Raw genomic sequence first — 16,076 nt, 5'->3', positions numbered from 1 at the left:
ATCGCCCATGACGACCTCCACCGCCTCCATGGCCGCCACCACGCCTGCCGACCAACCCCAGGGCTTTCTGGTCCGCATCGTCGGCGCTGCCGCATTCGCCCACCTGCTCAACGACCTGATCCAGGCCGTGCTGCCATCCATCTACCCGATGCTCAAGAGCGATTTCGCGCTGAGCTTTGCCCAGATCGGCTGGATCGCCCTGATCTACCAGGTGACCGCGTCCCTGCTGCAACCCTGGATCGGCCTGTACACCGACAAGCACCCGCAACCCTACCTGCTGCCGGCCGGCATGCTGGTGACGCTGGTGGGCATCGCCCTGCTCGCCTTCGCCAGCAGCTATGAAATGCTGCTGGTGGCCGCCGCGGTGGTCGGCGTGGGCTCGGCGACCTTCCACCCCGAAGCCTCGCGAGTGGCCAGGATGGCCTCCGGTGGGCGCTTCGGCACCGCGCAGTCGACCTTCCAGGTCGGTGGCAACACCGGCTCGGCCCTCGGCCCGCTGCTGACCGCTGCCATCGTCATTCCGCACGGCCAGCCGGCCATTGCCTGGTTCATGCTGGCCGCCGCGCTGGCGGTATTCGTGCTGCTGCGGGTGACCGGCTGGACCGTGCGCCACGGCCAGACCCGGCTCAAGTCCTTCGCCGGCCAGCAGGCTCCCGGCCTGTCGCGTGGTGCCATGTGGCGTGCGGTGGCGGTTATCGCCGTGCTGATGTTCGCCAAGTTCGTCTACATCGCCTCGTTCACCAACTACTTCACCTTCTACCTGATCGAGCATTTCGGCCTGAGCGTGCAGCACAGCCAGCTGTACCTGTTCGTGTTCCTCGCGGCCGTGGCCCTGGGCACCTTCGCCGGTGGCCCGGTAGGTGACCGTATCGGGCGCAAGGCGGTGATCTGGGTCTCGTTCCTCGGCGTGGCGCCCTTCGCCCTCGCCCTGCCCTACGCCAACCTGGCCTGGACGGCGGTACTGGCGGTGGCCATCGGCTTGGTGATGTCCTCGGCCTTCGCCGCCCTGGTGGTGTATGCCCAGGAGGCCGTGCCGGGCCGTGTCGGCATGGTGTCGGGGGTGATGTTCGGGTTGATGTTCGGTATCAGCGGCATCGGCGCCGCCGGGCTTGGTGAACTGGCCGACCGGCATGGCATCGAGTGGGTGTACCAGGTCATCTCGTTCCTGCCGCTGCTGGGGTTGGCCACCGCGCTGCTGCCAACAACCCGCTCGCAAGCCCGCCCCAGCCGCTGCTGTTAAAGTGGGCGCGCCAGGCTGCCCGTACAAGAGGTCGAAATGCTGAAGCCGCAGCACGAATTGCTGGTGGAGGTGGATGAGTGGAGCTGGGAGGTCGGCAGCCGTGCGACGGACTACCCGACCGACTGGTTCATCGAGCCCCACAGCCATGCCAAGCACCAACTGATCTATGCCATCAAAGGCCTGATGATCGTCGAGTCCGGTAACGAACGCTGGACCGTGCCACCCAGCCGCGGCGTATGGATGCCCTGCGGCCAGGTGCACGCGATCCGCTGCGTGGGCGATGTGAAGATGCGCAGTGTGTTCGTGCGCACCGACGCGGCAGTGCAGTTGCCCGTGCAGAGCAAGGCTATCAGCATCTCGCCGTTGCTCAGCGAACTGATCAAGGCCTCCGTAGGCTTTACCGCGCCGTTTGCCGAGGACTCGCGTGAAGCCCGGGTGATGCGCCTGATCCTCGACGAGATCTGCGTGCTGCCGACCTTGCCGCTGAAGCTGTCGCAGCCCGGCGACAAGCGCCTGCAGGCAATCTGCGCCGCGCTGCACGAGCGGCCTGACGATAACGCCACCGTGGCCGACTGGGGCCAGCAGCTGGGGGTGGACGAAAAGACCATCCAGCGCCTGTTCCGCAAGGAAACCGGCATGACCTTCGGCCAGTGGCGCCAGCAGGCGCGGCTGATGCAGGCACTGGAGCGGATCGCCCTGGGCGAGCGGATCATCGATGTGGCGGGGACGCTGGGGTATGACAGCCCAAGTGCCTTCGCCAGCATGTTCAAGCGCCAGTTCGGTACTACGCCGAGTCAGTTCTTCAAATAACCTGGAAGCGACACATTGACTGTGCGGGCCTCTTCGCGGGTAAACCCGCTCCCACAGGGATATCACCGCACCTGAGGCTAGTGACACTCCTGTAGGAGATCACCCGGCACTCTGGGCTGCGCTTTCGCGCAGAGAATTCAATTCCTAAGCGCGACGCGGCCTCTGTGGGAGCGGGTTTACCCGCGAACACCGGCCAAGCCGGTGCCAGGCAGCGCGCCCCTGCTCAGCCCAGCCAGCGCACCAGCGCGAAACCGGCGAAGGTCATCAGCAGCGAGCCCAGCACATGCGCCGACACCGTGGCCATGGCCCAGCCATAACGGCCATGCATCAGCATCGCCATCACCTCGGCGGAAAACGTCGAGAAGGTAGTGAGGCCACCGCAGAAGCCGGTGGTGACCAGCAGCCGCCAGGCCGGGTCGAGGTTGGGCCAGCGCAGGAAAAACGCCATGGCCCCGCCAATGATGAAACCGCCAACCAGGTTCACCAGCAAGGTGCCGAAGGGCATGCCCGGGAACAGCGAATTCAGGCGCAGGCCCAATAGCCAGCGCAACACGCAACCAGCGCTGCCACCAACAACTACGGAAAAAAGGGACAGGTACATCGGGAAACTCCACAGGGTAAACGGGAACCCTGTGGGTAGACGGCGGGCGATAGCCTACGCGCCCCTGTCACAGGGTATGCGTAGGCATCATCAGCGCGGGGGCGGTTCAAGGAGGAATGCCATCTCCTGGGGGGAGATGCTATGAAACCAGGCGCTACTATGCAATATCCTGATACATCAACCGCCTGATCGGCCCCGCGTTGCCTGATCTCGCGCAGCAACCCTGCCAAGCCGTGTACAGTAGCCTCACAACAAAGCCCCCAGAAGGAGCCCGGCACATGACCGTGACGCTGTCCCCCCTGCAGATCGACTGCGATTTCGACTCCGGCAACATCCAGGTGCTGGATGCCAGCAACCCGGCCCGGGTGCACCTGGCCATCCGCCCGGACACCCACAGCGGCCACTACCAGTGGTTCCACTTCAAGGTCAGCGGGCTGACGCCGGGCCAGGTCCATCGCTTCAGCCTCGACAACGCCTCCGGTTCCTCCTACAAGAACGCTTGGAGCGGCTACAACGCCGTGGCCTCCTACGACCAGCAAACCTGGTTCCGCGTCCCCAGCCAGTTCGACGGCACGGCGCTGTCGTTCGAGGTAAAGGCCGAACAGCCGCACATCTGGTTCGCCTACTTCGAGCCCTACCCGCGCGCGCGCCACAACCAGCTGATCGAGCGTGCACAGCAACTGCCGGGGGTCGAATTGCTCGCCAGTGGCCGCAGCGTACAGGGCCGCGACATTCCCCTGCTGCGCGCCGGTGATGGCGCCGCAGGCAAGCGCAAGCTGTGGCTGATTGCCCAGCAACACCCGGGCGAACACATGGCCGAATGGTTCATGGAGGGCGTGATCGACCGCCTGCAGGCCAACGACGCGGTGATCCGGCAGTTGCTGGCCAAGGCCGACCTGTACCTGATCCCCAACATGAACCCCGACGGCGCCTTCCTCGGCCACCTGCGCACCAACTTCAAGGGCAAGGACCTCAACCGTGCCTGGCAGGACGCCAGCGTCGAGCTCAGCCCCGAGGTGTTCTTCGCCCAGGCGCAGATGAAGCAATACGGCGTGGATGCGTTCATCGACGTGCATGGCGACGAGGAGATTCCCCATGTGTTCACCGCGGCCTGCGAGGGCAACCCCGGCTACACGCCGCGTCTGGCCAAGCTGGAAGAGCAGTTCCGCAGCACCTTGTGCAGCCTGACCCGCGACTTCCAGACCTTGCATGGCTATACCCGCGACGAACCGGGGCAAGCCAACACGACGCTGGCCTGCAATGCGGTGGGGATGGCGCATGACTGCCTGTCGCTGACCCTGGAAATGCCGTTCAAGGACCATGACGACGCGCCGGATGCTGTCACCGGGTGGTCGGGGGCGCGCTCGAAGGATTTGGCCGGGGCGGTGTTGGAGACATTGGCGAAGATGGTTGGCGATTTGCGCTGACTGAAACGGCCCATCGCCGGCAAGCCGGCTCTCACAGGACTGCACATGACTCATGGAATTAGCAGGGACCCTGTGGGAGCGGCTTTAGCCGCGAACACCGGCGTAGCCGGTGCCATGCACCCCGTTGGATTCTTCGCGGCTAAAGCCGCTCCCACAGGTTACGCGGACCGCCGCTGCCACAAGGTCCCTGCGCTCAGAACTGCACATCCAGAAGCACGCTGTCGGTATAGGTCGCAGCCGGGGGTGTAGCCTGGTCGGTGTAGACCTTGGCGTTGTAGTTGAACACCTGGCTACCGGTGCCGGTCCCCGTGCCGGGGTTCACATCGGCATCGGTACTGGCCCGTCGCGCAGCTCCTACCGAACCCCAGCGCACCGCACCGGCGCCCTTGAAAATGTCATAGGCCAGGTAGTTGTTGGCCGCCGACTTCATCCGCCGCCGCCCATTGGCCACGTTCTGCCCGTCATCCAGGCCCACGGTGTAGTTGCTGCCCTTGGTGCACGACACACTCAGGCTCTGGCTCACCGTGCCGAACCCCGCCACCACCGGCGCGCTGGCGAAATTGATGCTGGGTGTGGTGATCTGGCAGTCGTTGGTCACCGTCATGCTCACCAGCAGGGTCTTGGTACCAGTGCCCTGGTCTCGCCCTATGCAAAGCCCGCCAACACCAATCCCGTCGCAATAGTCCCAGGTCCACTCGACAGTGAGGGTTTCCTGATACAACCCGGCCGATACGTTGCTGCCTACCTGCGTGCGCATGTAGATGGGCACGTTCTTCGGTGTACCGTTGAGCAACCCGAGCAAGTCGAGGATGCCGGTGGTCCTGAATTCGAAGGCGGTGCCACGGGTAATCGGATAGGTGGTCGTGGCGTCGGCATACAGCGTGTAGGGGATCACATCCCCGGTAGGGCCTACCAGCCCGCTGGTGGTAGAGGTGACCTTGATCTTGAAGGAGTCGGTGCTGCTGAGCACGCTGATCACCGAACCGTTGCATTGCAGGCCCGAGTTGGTACTGGAAGCTGTCTGTACCGCGCCACGTACCTGGGTCGAGTTGAGCGAACCAAACGCCGCCGGCGTAGTCAGCACTGACGTGCACTTGGCCCAGGCCGAGCCCGCCCACAACAACAAGGCGCATGCCCACAAACCACGCCAGCAGGCCTTCACTTGCACACCAACGGGCCGATCAAGGGGATCGAACCTTGTGCTTCAGGCAGGTCGAACGCCACCTGGCACTGCCCGCCCCCTTCCAGCTCCACCTGCAGGCGGTTATGCGGCGCCAGGTTCTCCAGATACACCAGGCCATCCCAACCGACCACCGCCTGGCTGCCGCTTTCTGCATGGGTGACACGGCTGCCCAGCTTGAGCACCTGCCGGTCGGCGTCCACCAGTTCGACACTGGCCGCCAGCACGCGCCTGAGCGGAAACTCCAGCAGGTAGCCACTGCCCCGGCGCACCGCCACCCGCTGCTCCACTTCCGGCGCGAGGATGTCTGGGGGCAAGTCCATGGGGTCGATCTCGTACTTGCCGCGGTAGTAACCGCTGCTGTACGGCACCAGCAGGTGGCCATCGGCATCGGTGCGGCCGACCTCCTGGTTTTCATAGCGCACAGGCACATCGGCGTAACCACCGGTGCTGACCACCACGAAGGCATCGTCGATGCGGTTGGCAGCGAACAGCCCGGCATCCATCCACACCAGCGAGCCACTGGCGTCGGCCCAGCGGGTCATCTCGCCACTGCTGCCATACACACCGGCCTGCAACTGCACCGACTGCAGGCGCCAGGTGACATCGGCCTGGCGGTAGGCATCGCGCTCGCTACCGGCGGCGTAGCCCAGGTTGTAACCGACACCACCACCCACCGGCGTCGCGCGGCTGTAGTTGACCCGCTGCAGGCTTTCGCCCTGCTGGCTGCGCTCCATGCCCAGGGCCAGGGTGCCGTGCAGGTCGAACGGGATCACCAGTTGCGCCTGCACCGCCCACTGGCTGTCCCCCACTTCACGGTTGGCCGACAGATACACGCTGCTGTTGCCCCACAGCGGCCTGCTGTAGCTCAGGTTGATCAACCGGGTTCGTGTGCCGTCACCGGCGCGCACATCGAAATAGCCGGCGCCGATGTTGCCGTATTCGTTCAGGTTCAGGCTCAAGGTGACCTGTTCGCTGCGCTGGCTCAGCTGTATGTCCCGGCTGTCGACCCGAGTCAGGTCGGCATAGTCGCCATGGCGTTGCAGGCGCTGGTAGCTGAAGCCGATGCGCTGGCTGTTGTACTGGTAACCGAGGGCGACCTGGTGGCCCTTGTCGCCGTCGAACCGGCTCTGCGCCAGGGCCGCGTTGAGCACGCCGAGGTTGCCCAGCCTCATGTTGCCGCCCAGGCCGCCAAGCATCAGCGATTCGGCGCTTTCGGCATGGGTCTCCAGGGTGAAGATGTCGCTGACCCCGTAGCGCAGGCTGGCCGAAGCAACCCCGGGGCCGTAGGCAAAATCGCGCACCCCGTAGTCACGGCGCAGGCTGCCGGCTGCCACCGAATAGTCGCTCAGGCCCTGCTGCAGCAGGCTGCTGGTGACGTAGAACGGCAAGGTGGTCGACACCTGCCGGCCAAGGGCATCGGTGGTAACCACCACCGCCTCCCCGGCGCCGTTGATGAACGGCACGTTGGTCAACGTGTAGGGGCCCGGCTGCAATTCGCTGGTGCTGGACTTGTAGCCATTGATGAACAGGTCCAGCGAGGTCGGTACCGCCGCTTCACCGGAGAACGCCGGCAGCGGATAGGTGACCAGGTCGGGGCGCGCAGCGAAATCGCGCGACAACTGCAGGCCACCGACCCGCACCGAGCTGGTCCAGGGCAAGGCCCCGGTTATCAGGTCACCGGCTTCGTAGGTCAGCAGGCGCTGTTCGTCGGTGAAGCGCCAGGTGGTGTCGTAACGCAAGAAGCCCTGGCGCGTGTCGTCGGTCGGCGCACCATTGAACGACTGGCGCCATTGCCCGGTGCTGGAGAACGTACCCCAGCTGTCGAACAGACGCAGTTCGTTCCAGGCCGCCAGGTAGCTGCCGCCGTCATCGGTGTCGTTGAGGTACAGGTCGTAGTTGAACAAGGCGCCGAAACTGCTGCGCGCATCGCTGGCCGGGTACAGGTTGCGGTCGCCCAGTTGCTGGTCGGGCAGCCAGGCCGGCGGCACTTGCAGCAGCAGGCGCTGGTTCTGGCTGTCGTAGTCGGCGTGCAGCCCGGCGATGGCCTCCAGGGCCACCTCGCCCTGCGGGTTGCCCGGCAACGAGACGCCGGCCGCCCGCAACACTTCGCTGTCCAGGTACAACTGCCCGGCGCGCTGCTGCACCGGCACCAGTTCAGCCCTGGGCATCTGGTTCACCAGCAGCTCGAGGTACAACGTGGCATCGGCGATCGCGGACAGCTCCGTGGGTGGCGGCGGCAGGTCGTCGGCCAGCACCAGGCCAGGGCCGACCAGGGCCAGCCCCAGGCACCAGCGGTGCGTCCTCGCTGTCAGCCACCTCACACACGGTTTCCAACCATTGCCGGGTCCTCCCTGGCCCCTGCGTGGCATTCAGGCGCAGGCTCATTGGCTTTGGCGGATGGCGTCCGCGCTGCTCTGGCCGTTTACCCTCCCCTTCAGCACACTGCCGGCACTCGGTGCCAGCGGTGCCGGCCAGCGCATGCTGGCCCCCGGCAGCACATAACCCAGTAGGCCATCGGCCAGTGGCTTGCTCTGGCTGCCCTGCTGCACCACCACATCGGTCAGCCGCGCATGCACAGCGCCGGTGTTGCGCAGCTCCACGTACGGCTTGCCCTGCACGGTCACCGCACGCCAGCTGAGTTGCGGCTTGCCGACGCCCTCGGCATTGCGCTTGCCCGCGGGATCGGCCTTGCCCCACAGGCCTTCGCCATAGACGAACAGGGGTACCGAGTAGCGCATCTGCAGGCGGATCGCCGCGGTGGTGCCGGGCTCGGCCTTGTCGACGGGGATGGCGGGCGGAATTTCGTCGATGATGATGCGGTAGGCCTGCTCCTGGCCGACTGGCGAAGGGCCGGTGCGGGTCAGGCGGATCAGTTGCTTCTGCCCGGGAGCGATGTTGGCCACCGGCGGGCTGCCAATGATCTCGCGCTGTGCCTGGTACTGTTCCTGGTAGTCACCCTGGCGCCAGGCGAACACGCGCACCTGCAGGTTGGCCGGCGCCGTGCCACGGTTTTCCAGCCACAGTGCGCCGGCCTTCTGGTCAGCCTCCAGCACCGGGTCGATCGGCCAGATCAGCACCGAGGTGGCCGCCCCGGCCGGCAGGCTCGCCAGCCACAATGCTCCGATCAATCCACGCGCCCACTTCGCGCCTGCCCCCATGAAGCTCTCCTTGGATACCGGTCGTTGGTGCCGGTGCATTCACCAGGTCACCGTCACTTGCACCACATCGGTGTAGGTCCCCGCCGGCTGCGTGCCGGTCAGCTGGACCCGCCCGTACACCGGCAGCTTGATCGCCGTCGGGTCGGTGTAGCTCACGGCCACGCTCTGGCCGATCCCCAGGCTCTGGCTGTATGCCGCATCCCGGTACAACTGGTAGGCCAGCACCTGCGTTCCGCCCGTACGCTTGAGGTTGCGTGTGCCACTGGCACTGTTCTGCCCGCCATCCACGCTCATGCTCAAGGCCACCCCCGGGGTGCACTGGAAGGTCACCGTGCTGCCGCCCAACGAGGTGCCGATGACTCCGCTGGCCAGCGCCGATTGCGAACCGTAGTCGAGCGTCCCGAAGCTGCTCACACCGCCTACCACCAGGCACCCGGCAACGATCTGCGCCGTCACCTGGAAGCTGCTGGTGGTCGCCGCATCCAGAGGCGCGGCCAGCAGCACGCCAAGGCCGCTCAGGCCGCCCGCCAGCCAGCTGCGCATGGTTCAGAACGACAGCTCGACGGACACTGTGTCGGTGTACACCCCCGCCGGCAGGCCGGCCTTGCCGCGCGCCTGGCCATACAGGTTGACGGTCTGGGCCGTACCGCTGCTGGTCGGCAAGGTGATGGTGCCGTTGATGGCCAGCACCTGCGTGCGCCCGGCATCGGTGTAGAAGTCGTAGGGCACGAAGTTGCCGATGCCATCTGCCAGCGCACGGCTGCCCCCGGCCGACTGGCCATCGTGGGAACCTGCACCCACGCGGATCACGGGTACCGTGCCGGCCGAACAGAGAATGCTGATCGCCCCTCCTCCGCCGCCGATCACCTGGGCGTCTGCGCTGGTGAACAGGGCATCGCGAGTACCGAAGTCCAGGGCACCGAAGTTCACCCCCGAAGTGCCCGAGCTGCCATTGACCTGGCACGCCGCGGTCAAGGTCAGCTTCGAGTCGATGGTCCCGGTCGTGGCGGCCTGCGCCTGGGAAGCCAGCATCAGCCCCAGGCCGGCAAGGATGCAGCGTGAAAGGTTCGTTCGCATCGAAGTCTCCTTGTGTCGTTACCAGTCCAGGGTCACCCTCAGGGTGTCACGGTAAAGCCCGGCCGGCAGCGCGCGCGGTTGCGCCACTACCACACCGTAGATGGGGATCGGTATCTGCCGGGTACTGCTGATGGTGAAGGCACGCGCCTGGCCGATGCCGTAGCGGCTGTTACCGCCTGGGTCGATCGCCAGTTGATAGGGGATCAGCTCGCGGCCGTTGCTCAGGCGCCGTATGCCGTCGCTGCCATTCAGGCCGCCGTTGATGCGCACGTTGAACGCCCGCACCTCGGGCGTGCAACTGATCTGCAGGCTGCCTTCGCCGCTCACATCATCAACCCGGCTGCGCAGCGGCTGGTCCCAGTTCGGTCCGCGCTCGCCGAAGTCCATCAGGCCGGGGTTACCCACCGTTGCCGGTTGCGTCTCGTTGCTGCTGATCTGGCAAGCGGTGCTGATCACCAGCCGCGCCTGGATGAAACCGGTGCTGGTGCCATGCGCGGCACCACCGGGCACCAGCAGCGGGCCCAGGGAAAGCAGCAGGATCGAGGTACGGTTCATGGCATCGCGTCCTTGTGCATGGCGGCATCCCTACCAGCTGACGGTGACTTTGAGCAGGTCGGCGTACAAGCCTGCAGGCGGTACCCAGGCCAGCTTGTCGATCCGAGCAAACAACGGCAGCTCGACCGAACCGCTGTCCGGCACCCGCGCCGAAAGCGCCACATTCACCGCCAGCGGTTCGCGCCAGGCAGCGTCGCGGTAAAGGCGATACGGGATGGGCCGGGCCGTGGCATCGTCACTGGCCAGGAAGCGCAAATCGCCGACGCCGCCATGCTGACCACCGTCGACGCGGACCTGATAGGGGGTGTGGGGATTGCATTCCAGGCGTGGCGGGCGCTGGCTCAACAGCGCGCCGGTGAGCGGCGCCCCAGGGCCATCCAGCCGTGCAGCAGCGCCCAGGTCGATGCGCCCCAGCGCCTGAGCCCCGGCATCGCGGGGCTGGTTGACCAGCATGCAGCCGCGCTGCACCAGCACCCGCACCTCCACCAGGAAGTCCGCCGCCATGGCGCTGCTGCTCAACATAAGGCCCAACAGGGCGGCCAGGTAGCGCTCCGTCACCTAATTATCCTTGTCGATGTCTGCTGACCTGAGCGTAGCAGCGGAGTGGCATCACGCTGCTGGCATCGAGCCATTTTTTTGTATTAGCCAAAAAGCGCTACCACCTGAAAAAAAAGCCGCACGACACAGAACGCATCGCCGACATTCTCCTCAAATGGCCAAAGGCCGTTATCTGGGCCGATATTCTGTTAGGGTGTATCCCCTTCATCCTGCCTAGACTCATGCGGCATGCATGGAAGGACACGACAGGAGCGTTTTCATAGATGATTGCAGACAGCACGCTCACCCAAGCCCTCGAGCGCTGCGCCCAGGAGCCGATCCAGCTGCCTGGCAGCATCCAGCCCCACGGTTTCCTGCTGGTGCTGGACGAAACCGACATGCGGGTACTCCAGGCCAGTGAAAATGTCGAACACTGGCTGGGCATACCGGCCAGTGAACTGATAGGTCGCGAGTTCGCCGAACTGGTCAGCGGTGCCTTCGACCTGCGCCTGCACCTGGCGCGCCTGCCGCAGGACGAGGTCTTTCCGTTCCACATCAGCGATGTGCACCTGCGCCAGGACGCGCCTTGCCGCGGCAACCTGCACCTGCTGGTCCATCGTCACGACCAGGTGCTGATCGCCGAATTCGAACCCCCTCGTCTGCCGGCGGACCTTGCCGGGCAAGGCGACTACTACCCGCTGGTGCGCAGCTTCGTAGGCCGCCTGCACCAGGCCGGCAGCCTCGAGGAACTGCTGCAGCAAACCGTGCTGCAGCTCAAGCGCATCACCGGCTTTGGCAGGATCAAGGCCTATCGCTTCGATGCCGAAGGCAACGGCCAGGTGCTGGCCGAGGTTGCCGACCCGGGGTACCCGAGCTACCTGGGCCTGTGTTTCCCCGCTTCGGACATACCGCGCCAGGCGCGCGAGCTGTACCGAATCAACCGCATCCGCGTGATCGAGGACGCCAACTACCAGGCCTCGCCGTTGCTGCCCGCTGCCAACCCGCGCACCGGCAAGCCGCTGGACCTGAGCTTTGCCGCGCTGCGCAGCGTGTCGCCAGTACACCTGCAGTACATGCGCAACATGGGTACCCTGGCATCGATGTCGCTGTCGATCGTGGTCGACGGGCAGCTCTGGGGGCTGGTGTCCTGTCACCACGAACAGCCGCGCCCGGTGGACCTGCGCACCCGTACCGCCTGCGAGCTGCTGGCCAGTGTGCTGTCGCTGCAGATCGAGTCGCGCGAGTCCCACGCCAACACTCGCCAGTTGCTGGAGCTGCGCCAACACATCGTGCGCATGATCTCGTCCATGGCCGACCATGACAGTGTCGGCGACGGCCTGCGCGACTTGCCGGAAGTACTGCTGGCCTTCGCCGGCGCCCAAGGTGCCGCAGTCATATCCGCCGAACGTTGCGACCTGATCGGCAAGACCCCTCCGGCCGCGCAGGTAAACGCCCTGGTGCACTGGCTCTCCCAGCGTGGCGAAGAGAGCGTGTTCCACAGCGACAACCTGCGCCGCGACATCGATGAACTGCCCGAGCTCGCGGCCCATGCAGGCGGTGTGCTGGCAGTGGCCATTTCGCAGATCCACTCGCACTACCTGCTGTGGTTCCGCCCCGAGCAGGTGCGCACGGTGAACTGGGCCGGGCAGCCGAACAAACAGGTCGGGCCGCAGGGCAACCTCGACCCGCGGCACAGTTTCGAAAGCTGGCAGGAAAAACTGCGCGGCTACTGCGAACCCTGGCACCCGCTGGTCATCGAAGGCGTGCAAGAGCTGCGCACGGCAGTGCTCGGCATTGTCCTGCGCAAGGCCGAGGAACTGGCGCAGCTGGCTGGGGAGCTGCGCCGCTCGAACAAGGAGCTCGAAGCGTTTTCCTACAGCGTGTCCCATGACCTGCGCGCGCCCCTGCGCCATATTGCCGGCTACTCCGAACTGCTCGGCGAAATCGAGGGCCAGGGCCTCAGCGAGCGCGGCAGGCGCTTTCTGCAACACATCGAGGAAGCCGCGCATTTTGCCGGAAGCCTGGTCGACAACCTGCTCAACTTCTCGCAAATGGGCCGCTCTGCCCTGCGCCTGTCCGAGGTCGACCTCAACGCCCTGGTCGAGGCCATTCGCAGCGAACTGGCGCCCGACTACCAAAACCGCGAAATTGTATGGGACATCGCCCAGTTGCCCAAGGTGGTCGGTGACCCGGCGTTCATCAACATGGCCTTGCACAACCTGCTGGCCAACGCCATCAAATACACACGTGGGCGCACCCCGGCGCGCATCGGCATCAGCGCCGTGCAACACCCGGGCGAAACCGAAATCTGCATTCGCGACAACGGCGTGGGCTTCGACATGGCCTACGCCAACAAACTGTTCGGCGTGTTCCAGCGCCTGCACCGCATGGAAGACTTCGAAGGCACCGGGATCGGCCTGGCCAGCGTGCGTCGCATCATCGAACGCCACGACGGCCGGGTCTGGGCCCATGGCAAGGTTGGCCAGGGTGCAACCTTCCACTTCACCCTCCCGCGCCACCCCGCGACTACCTGAGGCACCGCTACCATCATGCTCAAACCCATCCTGCTGGTCGAAGACAACCCACGGGACCTGGAGCTGACGCTCCTGGCGCTGGAGCGCAGCCAGTTGGCCAACGAGGTCATCGTGCTGCGTGACGGTGCCGAGGCACTCGACTACCTGCTTCGGCGCAATGCCTATGCCGAACGTGACGATGGCAACCCCGCCGTGTTGCTGCTGGACCTGAAACTGCCAAAGGTCGACGGCCTGGAGGTGCTGAAGGAAGTGCGCGCCACTGCCGAGCTGCGCAGCATCCCGACGGTGATGTTGACGTCCTCGCGCGAGGAGCCCGACCTGCTGCGCGCCTACGAGCTGGGGGTGAACGCGTACGTGGTCAAGCCGGTGGAGTTCAAGGAATTCGTCGCTGCCATTTCCGACCTGGGGGTGTTCTGGGCGGTACTCAACGAACCGCCACCCGGCTCGCTGCGCCTGAACCGGCGTGGCAGCATCTGAGGTGCCCGCGACGATGCAGCCAACGCCGCTGAAACTGCTGATAGTCGAAGACAACTCGATGGACGCCGAACTGACCCTGATGCGCCTGGAGCGCAGCGGGCTGCAGGTGCAGGCGCAACTGGTGTTCGACCATGCCGGTGTCGAGCAAGCCCTGAGCGAGGCCCGCTACGACCTGATCCTGTGCGACTGCGTGCTGCCGGGCTCGTCCGGCACCGAAGTGCTGGCCATCGCCCAGCGCCTGGCACCGGACATTCCGTTCATCTTCCTGTCTGGCATCTATGGCGAAGAACATGCGGTGGAAATGATCCGCCTGGGCGCCACCGACTATGTACTCAAGAAGAACCTGCCGCTGCTGCCCAAGGCCGTACGCCGGGCCCTGACCGAAGTGCAGGAGCGCCAGCGCCGGCGCCGCGCCGAAGAAGCCCTGGCCGACGTCGAGGCACGTGCACGCATTGCCATCGACGCTGCCGGCATGGGCACCTGGGACATGCGCCCGCAAGAAGGCCTGTTGTTGTGGGATGACCGCTGCAAGACCCTGTTCGGCCTGCCCGCCGATACCGAAATGAGCCTCGAGGTGTTTTACGCCGGCATCTACCCCGACGACCTGCCGCAGGTGCGCGAGGCGGTGGAGCACGCCATGTGCCCGGAAAGTGGCGGCCTGTATCGGGTCGAATTCCGCATCGCCCAACCCGCTGGCCTGGAACCGCGCTGGCTGCTCAGCAGCGGCCAGAGCCAGTTCGTCGACGGAAAGTGCATGCGTTTTTCCGGAGTGCTGCAGGACATCCATGCCCAGCGCCTGGCCAACCAGGCACTGCGCCAGCTCAACGAGATGCTGGGTGAAAGGGTCGAGCGCCGCACCCGCGAACGCGACCGTGCCTGGGAGCTGTCGCAGGACTTGCTGGCCGTGCTCAACAAGGACCTGACCCCAGTCGCGCTGAACCCCGCCTGGGAAGCCAGCCTGGGCTTGTCCCGCGAACGCCTGAGCCAGTCGTCCTTGCTGCACCTGCTGCCCGAGCCCGACCAGGAACTGCTGCTCACCGAACTGGCCGCCCTCGCCCATGGCCGCACCAGCGCCCGTTTTGTCGGGCGTATCCTGGATGCCGGTGGTCAGCAACGCTGGTTGTCGTGGGTGGTGGTGCCGGAAGACACCCTGCTGTACGTGGTGGCGCGCGACATCACCAGCGAGCGCGAAGCCGCCCTGGGCCTGGCCGAAGCCAACGCCCGCCTGCGCGAGCAGATCGCCGAACGCGAACGTATCGAGGCCGCGCTGCAGCAGATGCAGCGGCTTGAAGCGGTCGGCCAGCTGACCGCCGGTGTGGCTCACGACTTCAACAACCTGCTGACGGTAATCCTGACGGGTGCCAGCTTCCTCGAGCGCGACCTGGCCAAAGCCGACGTTGAAAAAGCCCGTGCGCGGCTCACGCACATCCGCGAAGCCGGCGAGCGCGGCGCCAAGCTGACCTCGCAGTTGCTGGCTTTCTCCCGCCGCCAACGCCTGGAACCGGTGGCGCTGAACCTCAACCGCACCCTGGCCGGCCTGGAAGAGTTGCTGCGCCGCACCTTGGGCGGCAATGTCTCGGTGCGCCTGGACCTGGAACCGACCCTGTGGCAGGCGCTGACCGACCCGACCCAGACCGAAATGATCATTCTCAACCTGGCGATCAATGCCCGCGATGCCATGCCCGACGGCGGCCAACTGACGCTGTCGACCCGCAACACCCGGATCGACGCCCGCCCGCAGCGCCCGGAAGACCCGGACCCTGGCGAGTACGTGATGCTGAGCATCCGCGATACCGGCTGCGGCATGAGTGAAGAGGTGCTGGCCAAGGTGTTCGAGCCGTTCTTCACCACCAAGGATATCGGCAAGGGCTCGGGCCTGGGCCTGGCCCAGGTATTCGGCTTCGCCAAACAGTCCGGGGGTGGCGTGCGCATCGACACCACGCCGGGGCGTGGTACCCAGGTGGCCGTGTATCTGCCGGCAGTCAAGGGTGAAGCCGTCAACGAACCGGTGCCGTCGCTGTTCAGCCACTCGATAAGCGAAAGCGGCCGCAATCGCACCGTGCTGCTGGTGGATGACGACCATCTGGTACGCGACATGCTCGGTGATGTGTTGCGCCAGTACGGCTACCAGGTGCGCCAGGCGCACAGTGGCGAACAGGCCTTGGCCTTGCTGGATGAGCAGATCGACCTGCTACTGAGCGATTTCGCCATGCCCGAGTTCAACGGTGCGCAACTGGCACTGGCGGCACGCGAGCGGTACCCGCAACTGCCGGTGGTACTGCTAACCGGTTATGCAGAATTGCAGGGGCTGGAGTTGCCGGGCAGCCTGGTGATCCAGAAGCCGGTACAGGCCGATGAACTGGCCCGCTTGCTGAACGAGATGCTTGGAACTGCCAGGTGACCGAACAACCCACGACAAAACCTGCGGAAACGACAAAGCCCAGCGCTTGTCTTTCCAAGCACCGGACCGAGATACG

Annotated in this window: 14 protein-coding genes and 1 riboswitch; of the genes, 6 read left to right on the top strand and 8 right to left on the bottom strand. The window is 65.5% G+C overall.

Annotation, left to right across the window (positions count from 1 at the left end; translation table 11 throughout):
* Window positions 1–7: 7 nt before the first annotated feature.
* Both RYH74_RS13000 and RYH74_RS12995 read left to right on the top strand, forming a co-directional pair.
* The gene (locus RYH74_RS13000) at window positions 8–1,240 is read left to right on the top strand and encodes an MFS transporter (RefSeq protein WP_075044629.1); all 1,233 of its coding nucleotides are present in this window, start codon (window positions 8–10) and stop codon (window positions 1,238–1,240) included.
* Window positions 1,241–1,276: 36 nt separating this feature from the next.
* The gene (locus RYH74_RS12995; RefSeq protein ID WP_075044628.1) at window positions 1,277–2,050 is read left to right on the top strand and encodes an AraC family transcriptional regulator; all 774 of its coding nucleotides are present in this window, start codon (window positions 1,277–1,279) and stop codon (window positions 2,048–2,050) included.
* 223 nt (window positions 2,051–2,273) lie between these two features.
* On the opposite strand, the gene crcB is transcribed toward RYH74_RS12995, so the two are convergent.
* Window positions 2,274–2,651, bottom strand: a complete 378-nt coding sequence (gene crcB, locus RYH74_RS12990) for a fluoride efflux transporter CrcB (RefSeq protein ID WP_025338468.1) — start codon at window positions 2,649–2,651, stop codon at window positions 2,274–2,276.
* A gap of 74 nt (window positions 2,652–2,725) precedes the next feature.
* Window positions 2,726–2,787: riboswitch (Fluoride riboswitch) on the bottom strand.
* A gap of 142 nt (window positions 2,788–2,929) precedes the next feature.
* On the opposite strand from crcB, the gene RYH74_RS12985 reads away from it, so the two are divergent.
* Window positions 2,930–4,078 (top strand): M14-type cytosolic carboxypeptidase, encoded by a 1,149-nt coding sequence (locus RYH74_RS12985; RefSeq protein ID WP_317409513.1) that lies wholly within the window; start codon window positions 2,930–2,932, stop codon window positions 4,076–4,078.
* Between the two features lie 193 nt (window positions 4,079–4,271).
* On the opposite strand, the gene RYH74_RS12980 is transcribed toward RYH74_RS12985, so the two are convergent.
* The 7 genes from RYH74_RS12980 to RYH74_RS12950 all read right to left on the bottom strand — a co-directional run bounded on the left by RYH74_RS12980 (window position 4,272) and on the right by RYH74_RS12950 (window position 10,609).
* The gene (locus RYH74_RS12980) at window positions 4,272–5,240 is read right to left on the bottom strand and encodes a spore coat protein U domain-containing protein (protein ID WP_286101411.1); all 969 of its coding nucleotides are present in this window, start codon (window positions 5,238–5,240) and stop codon (window positions 4,272–4,274) included.
* Window positions 5,237–7,534, bottom strand: coding sequence for a fimbria/pilus outer membrane usher protein (locus RYH74_RS12975; protein WP_157896986.1), 2,298 nt, complete (start codon window positions 7,532–7,534; stop codon window positions 5,237–5,239). Before RYH74_RS12975 ends, RYH74_RS12980 begins: the two co-directional genes overlap by 4 nt.
* Window positions 7,535–7,642: 108 nt before the next feature.
* Complete coding sequence (locus RYH74_RS12970; RefSeq protein WP_075044624.1) at window positions 7,643–8,419, bottom strand: molecular chaperone; 777 nt, start codon at window positions 8,417–8,419, stop codon at window positions 7,643–7,645.
* Window positions 8,420–8,458: 39 nt separating this feature from the next.
* On the bottom strand, window positions 8,459–8,962 hold the full coding sequence (locus tag RYH74_RS12965; RefSeq protein WP_075044623.1) for a spore coat U domain-containing protein: 504 nt from the start codon (window positions 8,960–8,962) through the stop codon (window positions 8,459–8,461).
* 3 nt (window positions 8,963–8,965) lie between these two features.
* On the bottom strand, window positions 8,966–9,496 hold the full coding sequence (locus RYH74_RS12960) for a spore coat U domain-containing protein (RefSeq protein WP_075044622.1): 531 nt from the start codon (window positions 9,494–9,496) through the stop codon (window positions 8,966–8,968).
* Window positions 9,497–9,514: 18 nt separating this feature from the next.
* The gene (locus RYH74_RS12955) at window positions 9,515–10,051 is read right to left on the bottom strand and encodes a spore coat U domain-containing protein (protein WP_075044621.1); all 537 of its coding nucleotides are present in this window, start codon (window positions 10,049–10,051) and stop codon (window positions 9,515–9,517) included.
* Window positions 10,052–10,081: 30 nt separating this feature from the next.
* On the bottom strand, window positions 10,082–10,609 hold the full coding sequence (locus tag RYH74_RS12950; RefSeq protein ID WP_075044620.1) for a spore coat U domain-containing protein: 528 nt from the start codon (window positions 10,607–10,609) through the stop codon (window positions 10,082–10,084).
* Between the two features lie 263 nt (window positions 10,610–10,872).
* Between RYH74_RS12950 and RYH74_RS12945 the strand changes: the two genes are divergently transcribed.
* From RYH74_RS12945 to RYH74_RS12935, 3 genes are read left to right on the top strand one after another with little or no spacing between them, the layout of a single operon-like run.
* Window positions 10,873–13,122, top strand: coding sequence for an ATP-binding protein (locus RYH74_RS12945; protein WP_317409512.1), 2,250 nt, complete (start codon window positions 10,873–10,875; stop codon window positions 13,120–13,122).
* Between the two features lie 15 nt (window positions 13,123–13,137).
* Window positions 13,138–13,599: a response regulator gene (locus RYH74_RS12940; RefSeq protein ID WP_015269730.1), complete on the top strand. Its 462-nt coding sequence runs from the start codon at window positions 13,138–13,140 to the stop codon at window positions 13,597–13,599.
* 13 nt (window positions 13,600–13,612) lie between these two features.
* Window positions 13,613–16,000 (top strand): response regulator, encoded by a 2,388-nt coding sequence (locus RYH74_RS12935; RefSeq protein ID WP_137163480.1) that lies wholly within the window; start codon window positions 13,613–13,615, stop codon window positions 15,998–16,000.
* Window positions 16,001–16,076 lie beyond the last annotated feature (76 nt).

The sequence above is a fragment of the Pseudomonas sp. LSJ-87 genome (assembly GCF_032971465.1).
In the GTDB taxonomy this organism is placed as follows: Bacteria; Pseudomonadota; Gammaproteobacteria; order Pseudomonadales; family Pseudomonadaceae; genus Aquipseudomonas; species Aquipseudomonas putida_Z.
Note: the sequence above shows the minus strand (reverse complement) of the source record. Positions and strands in the feature narration are given on the sequence as shown.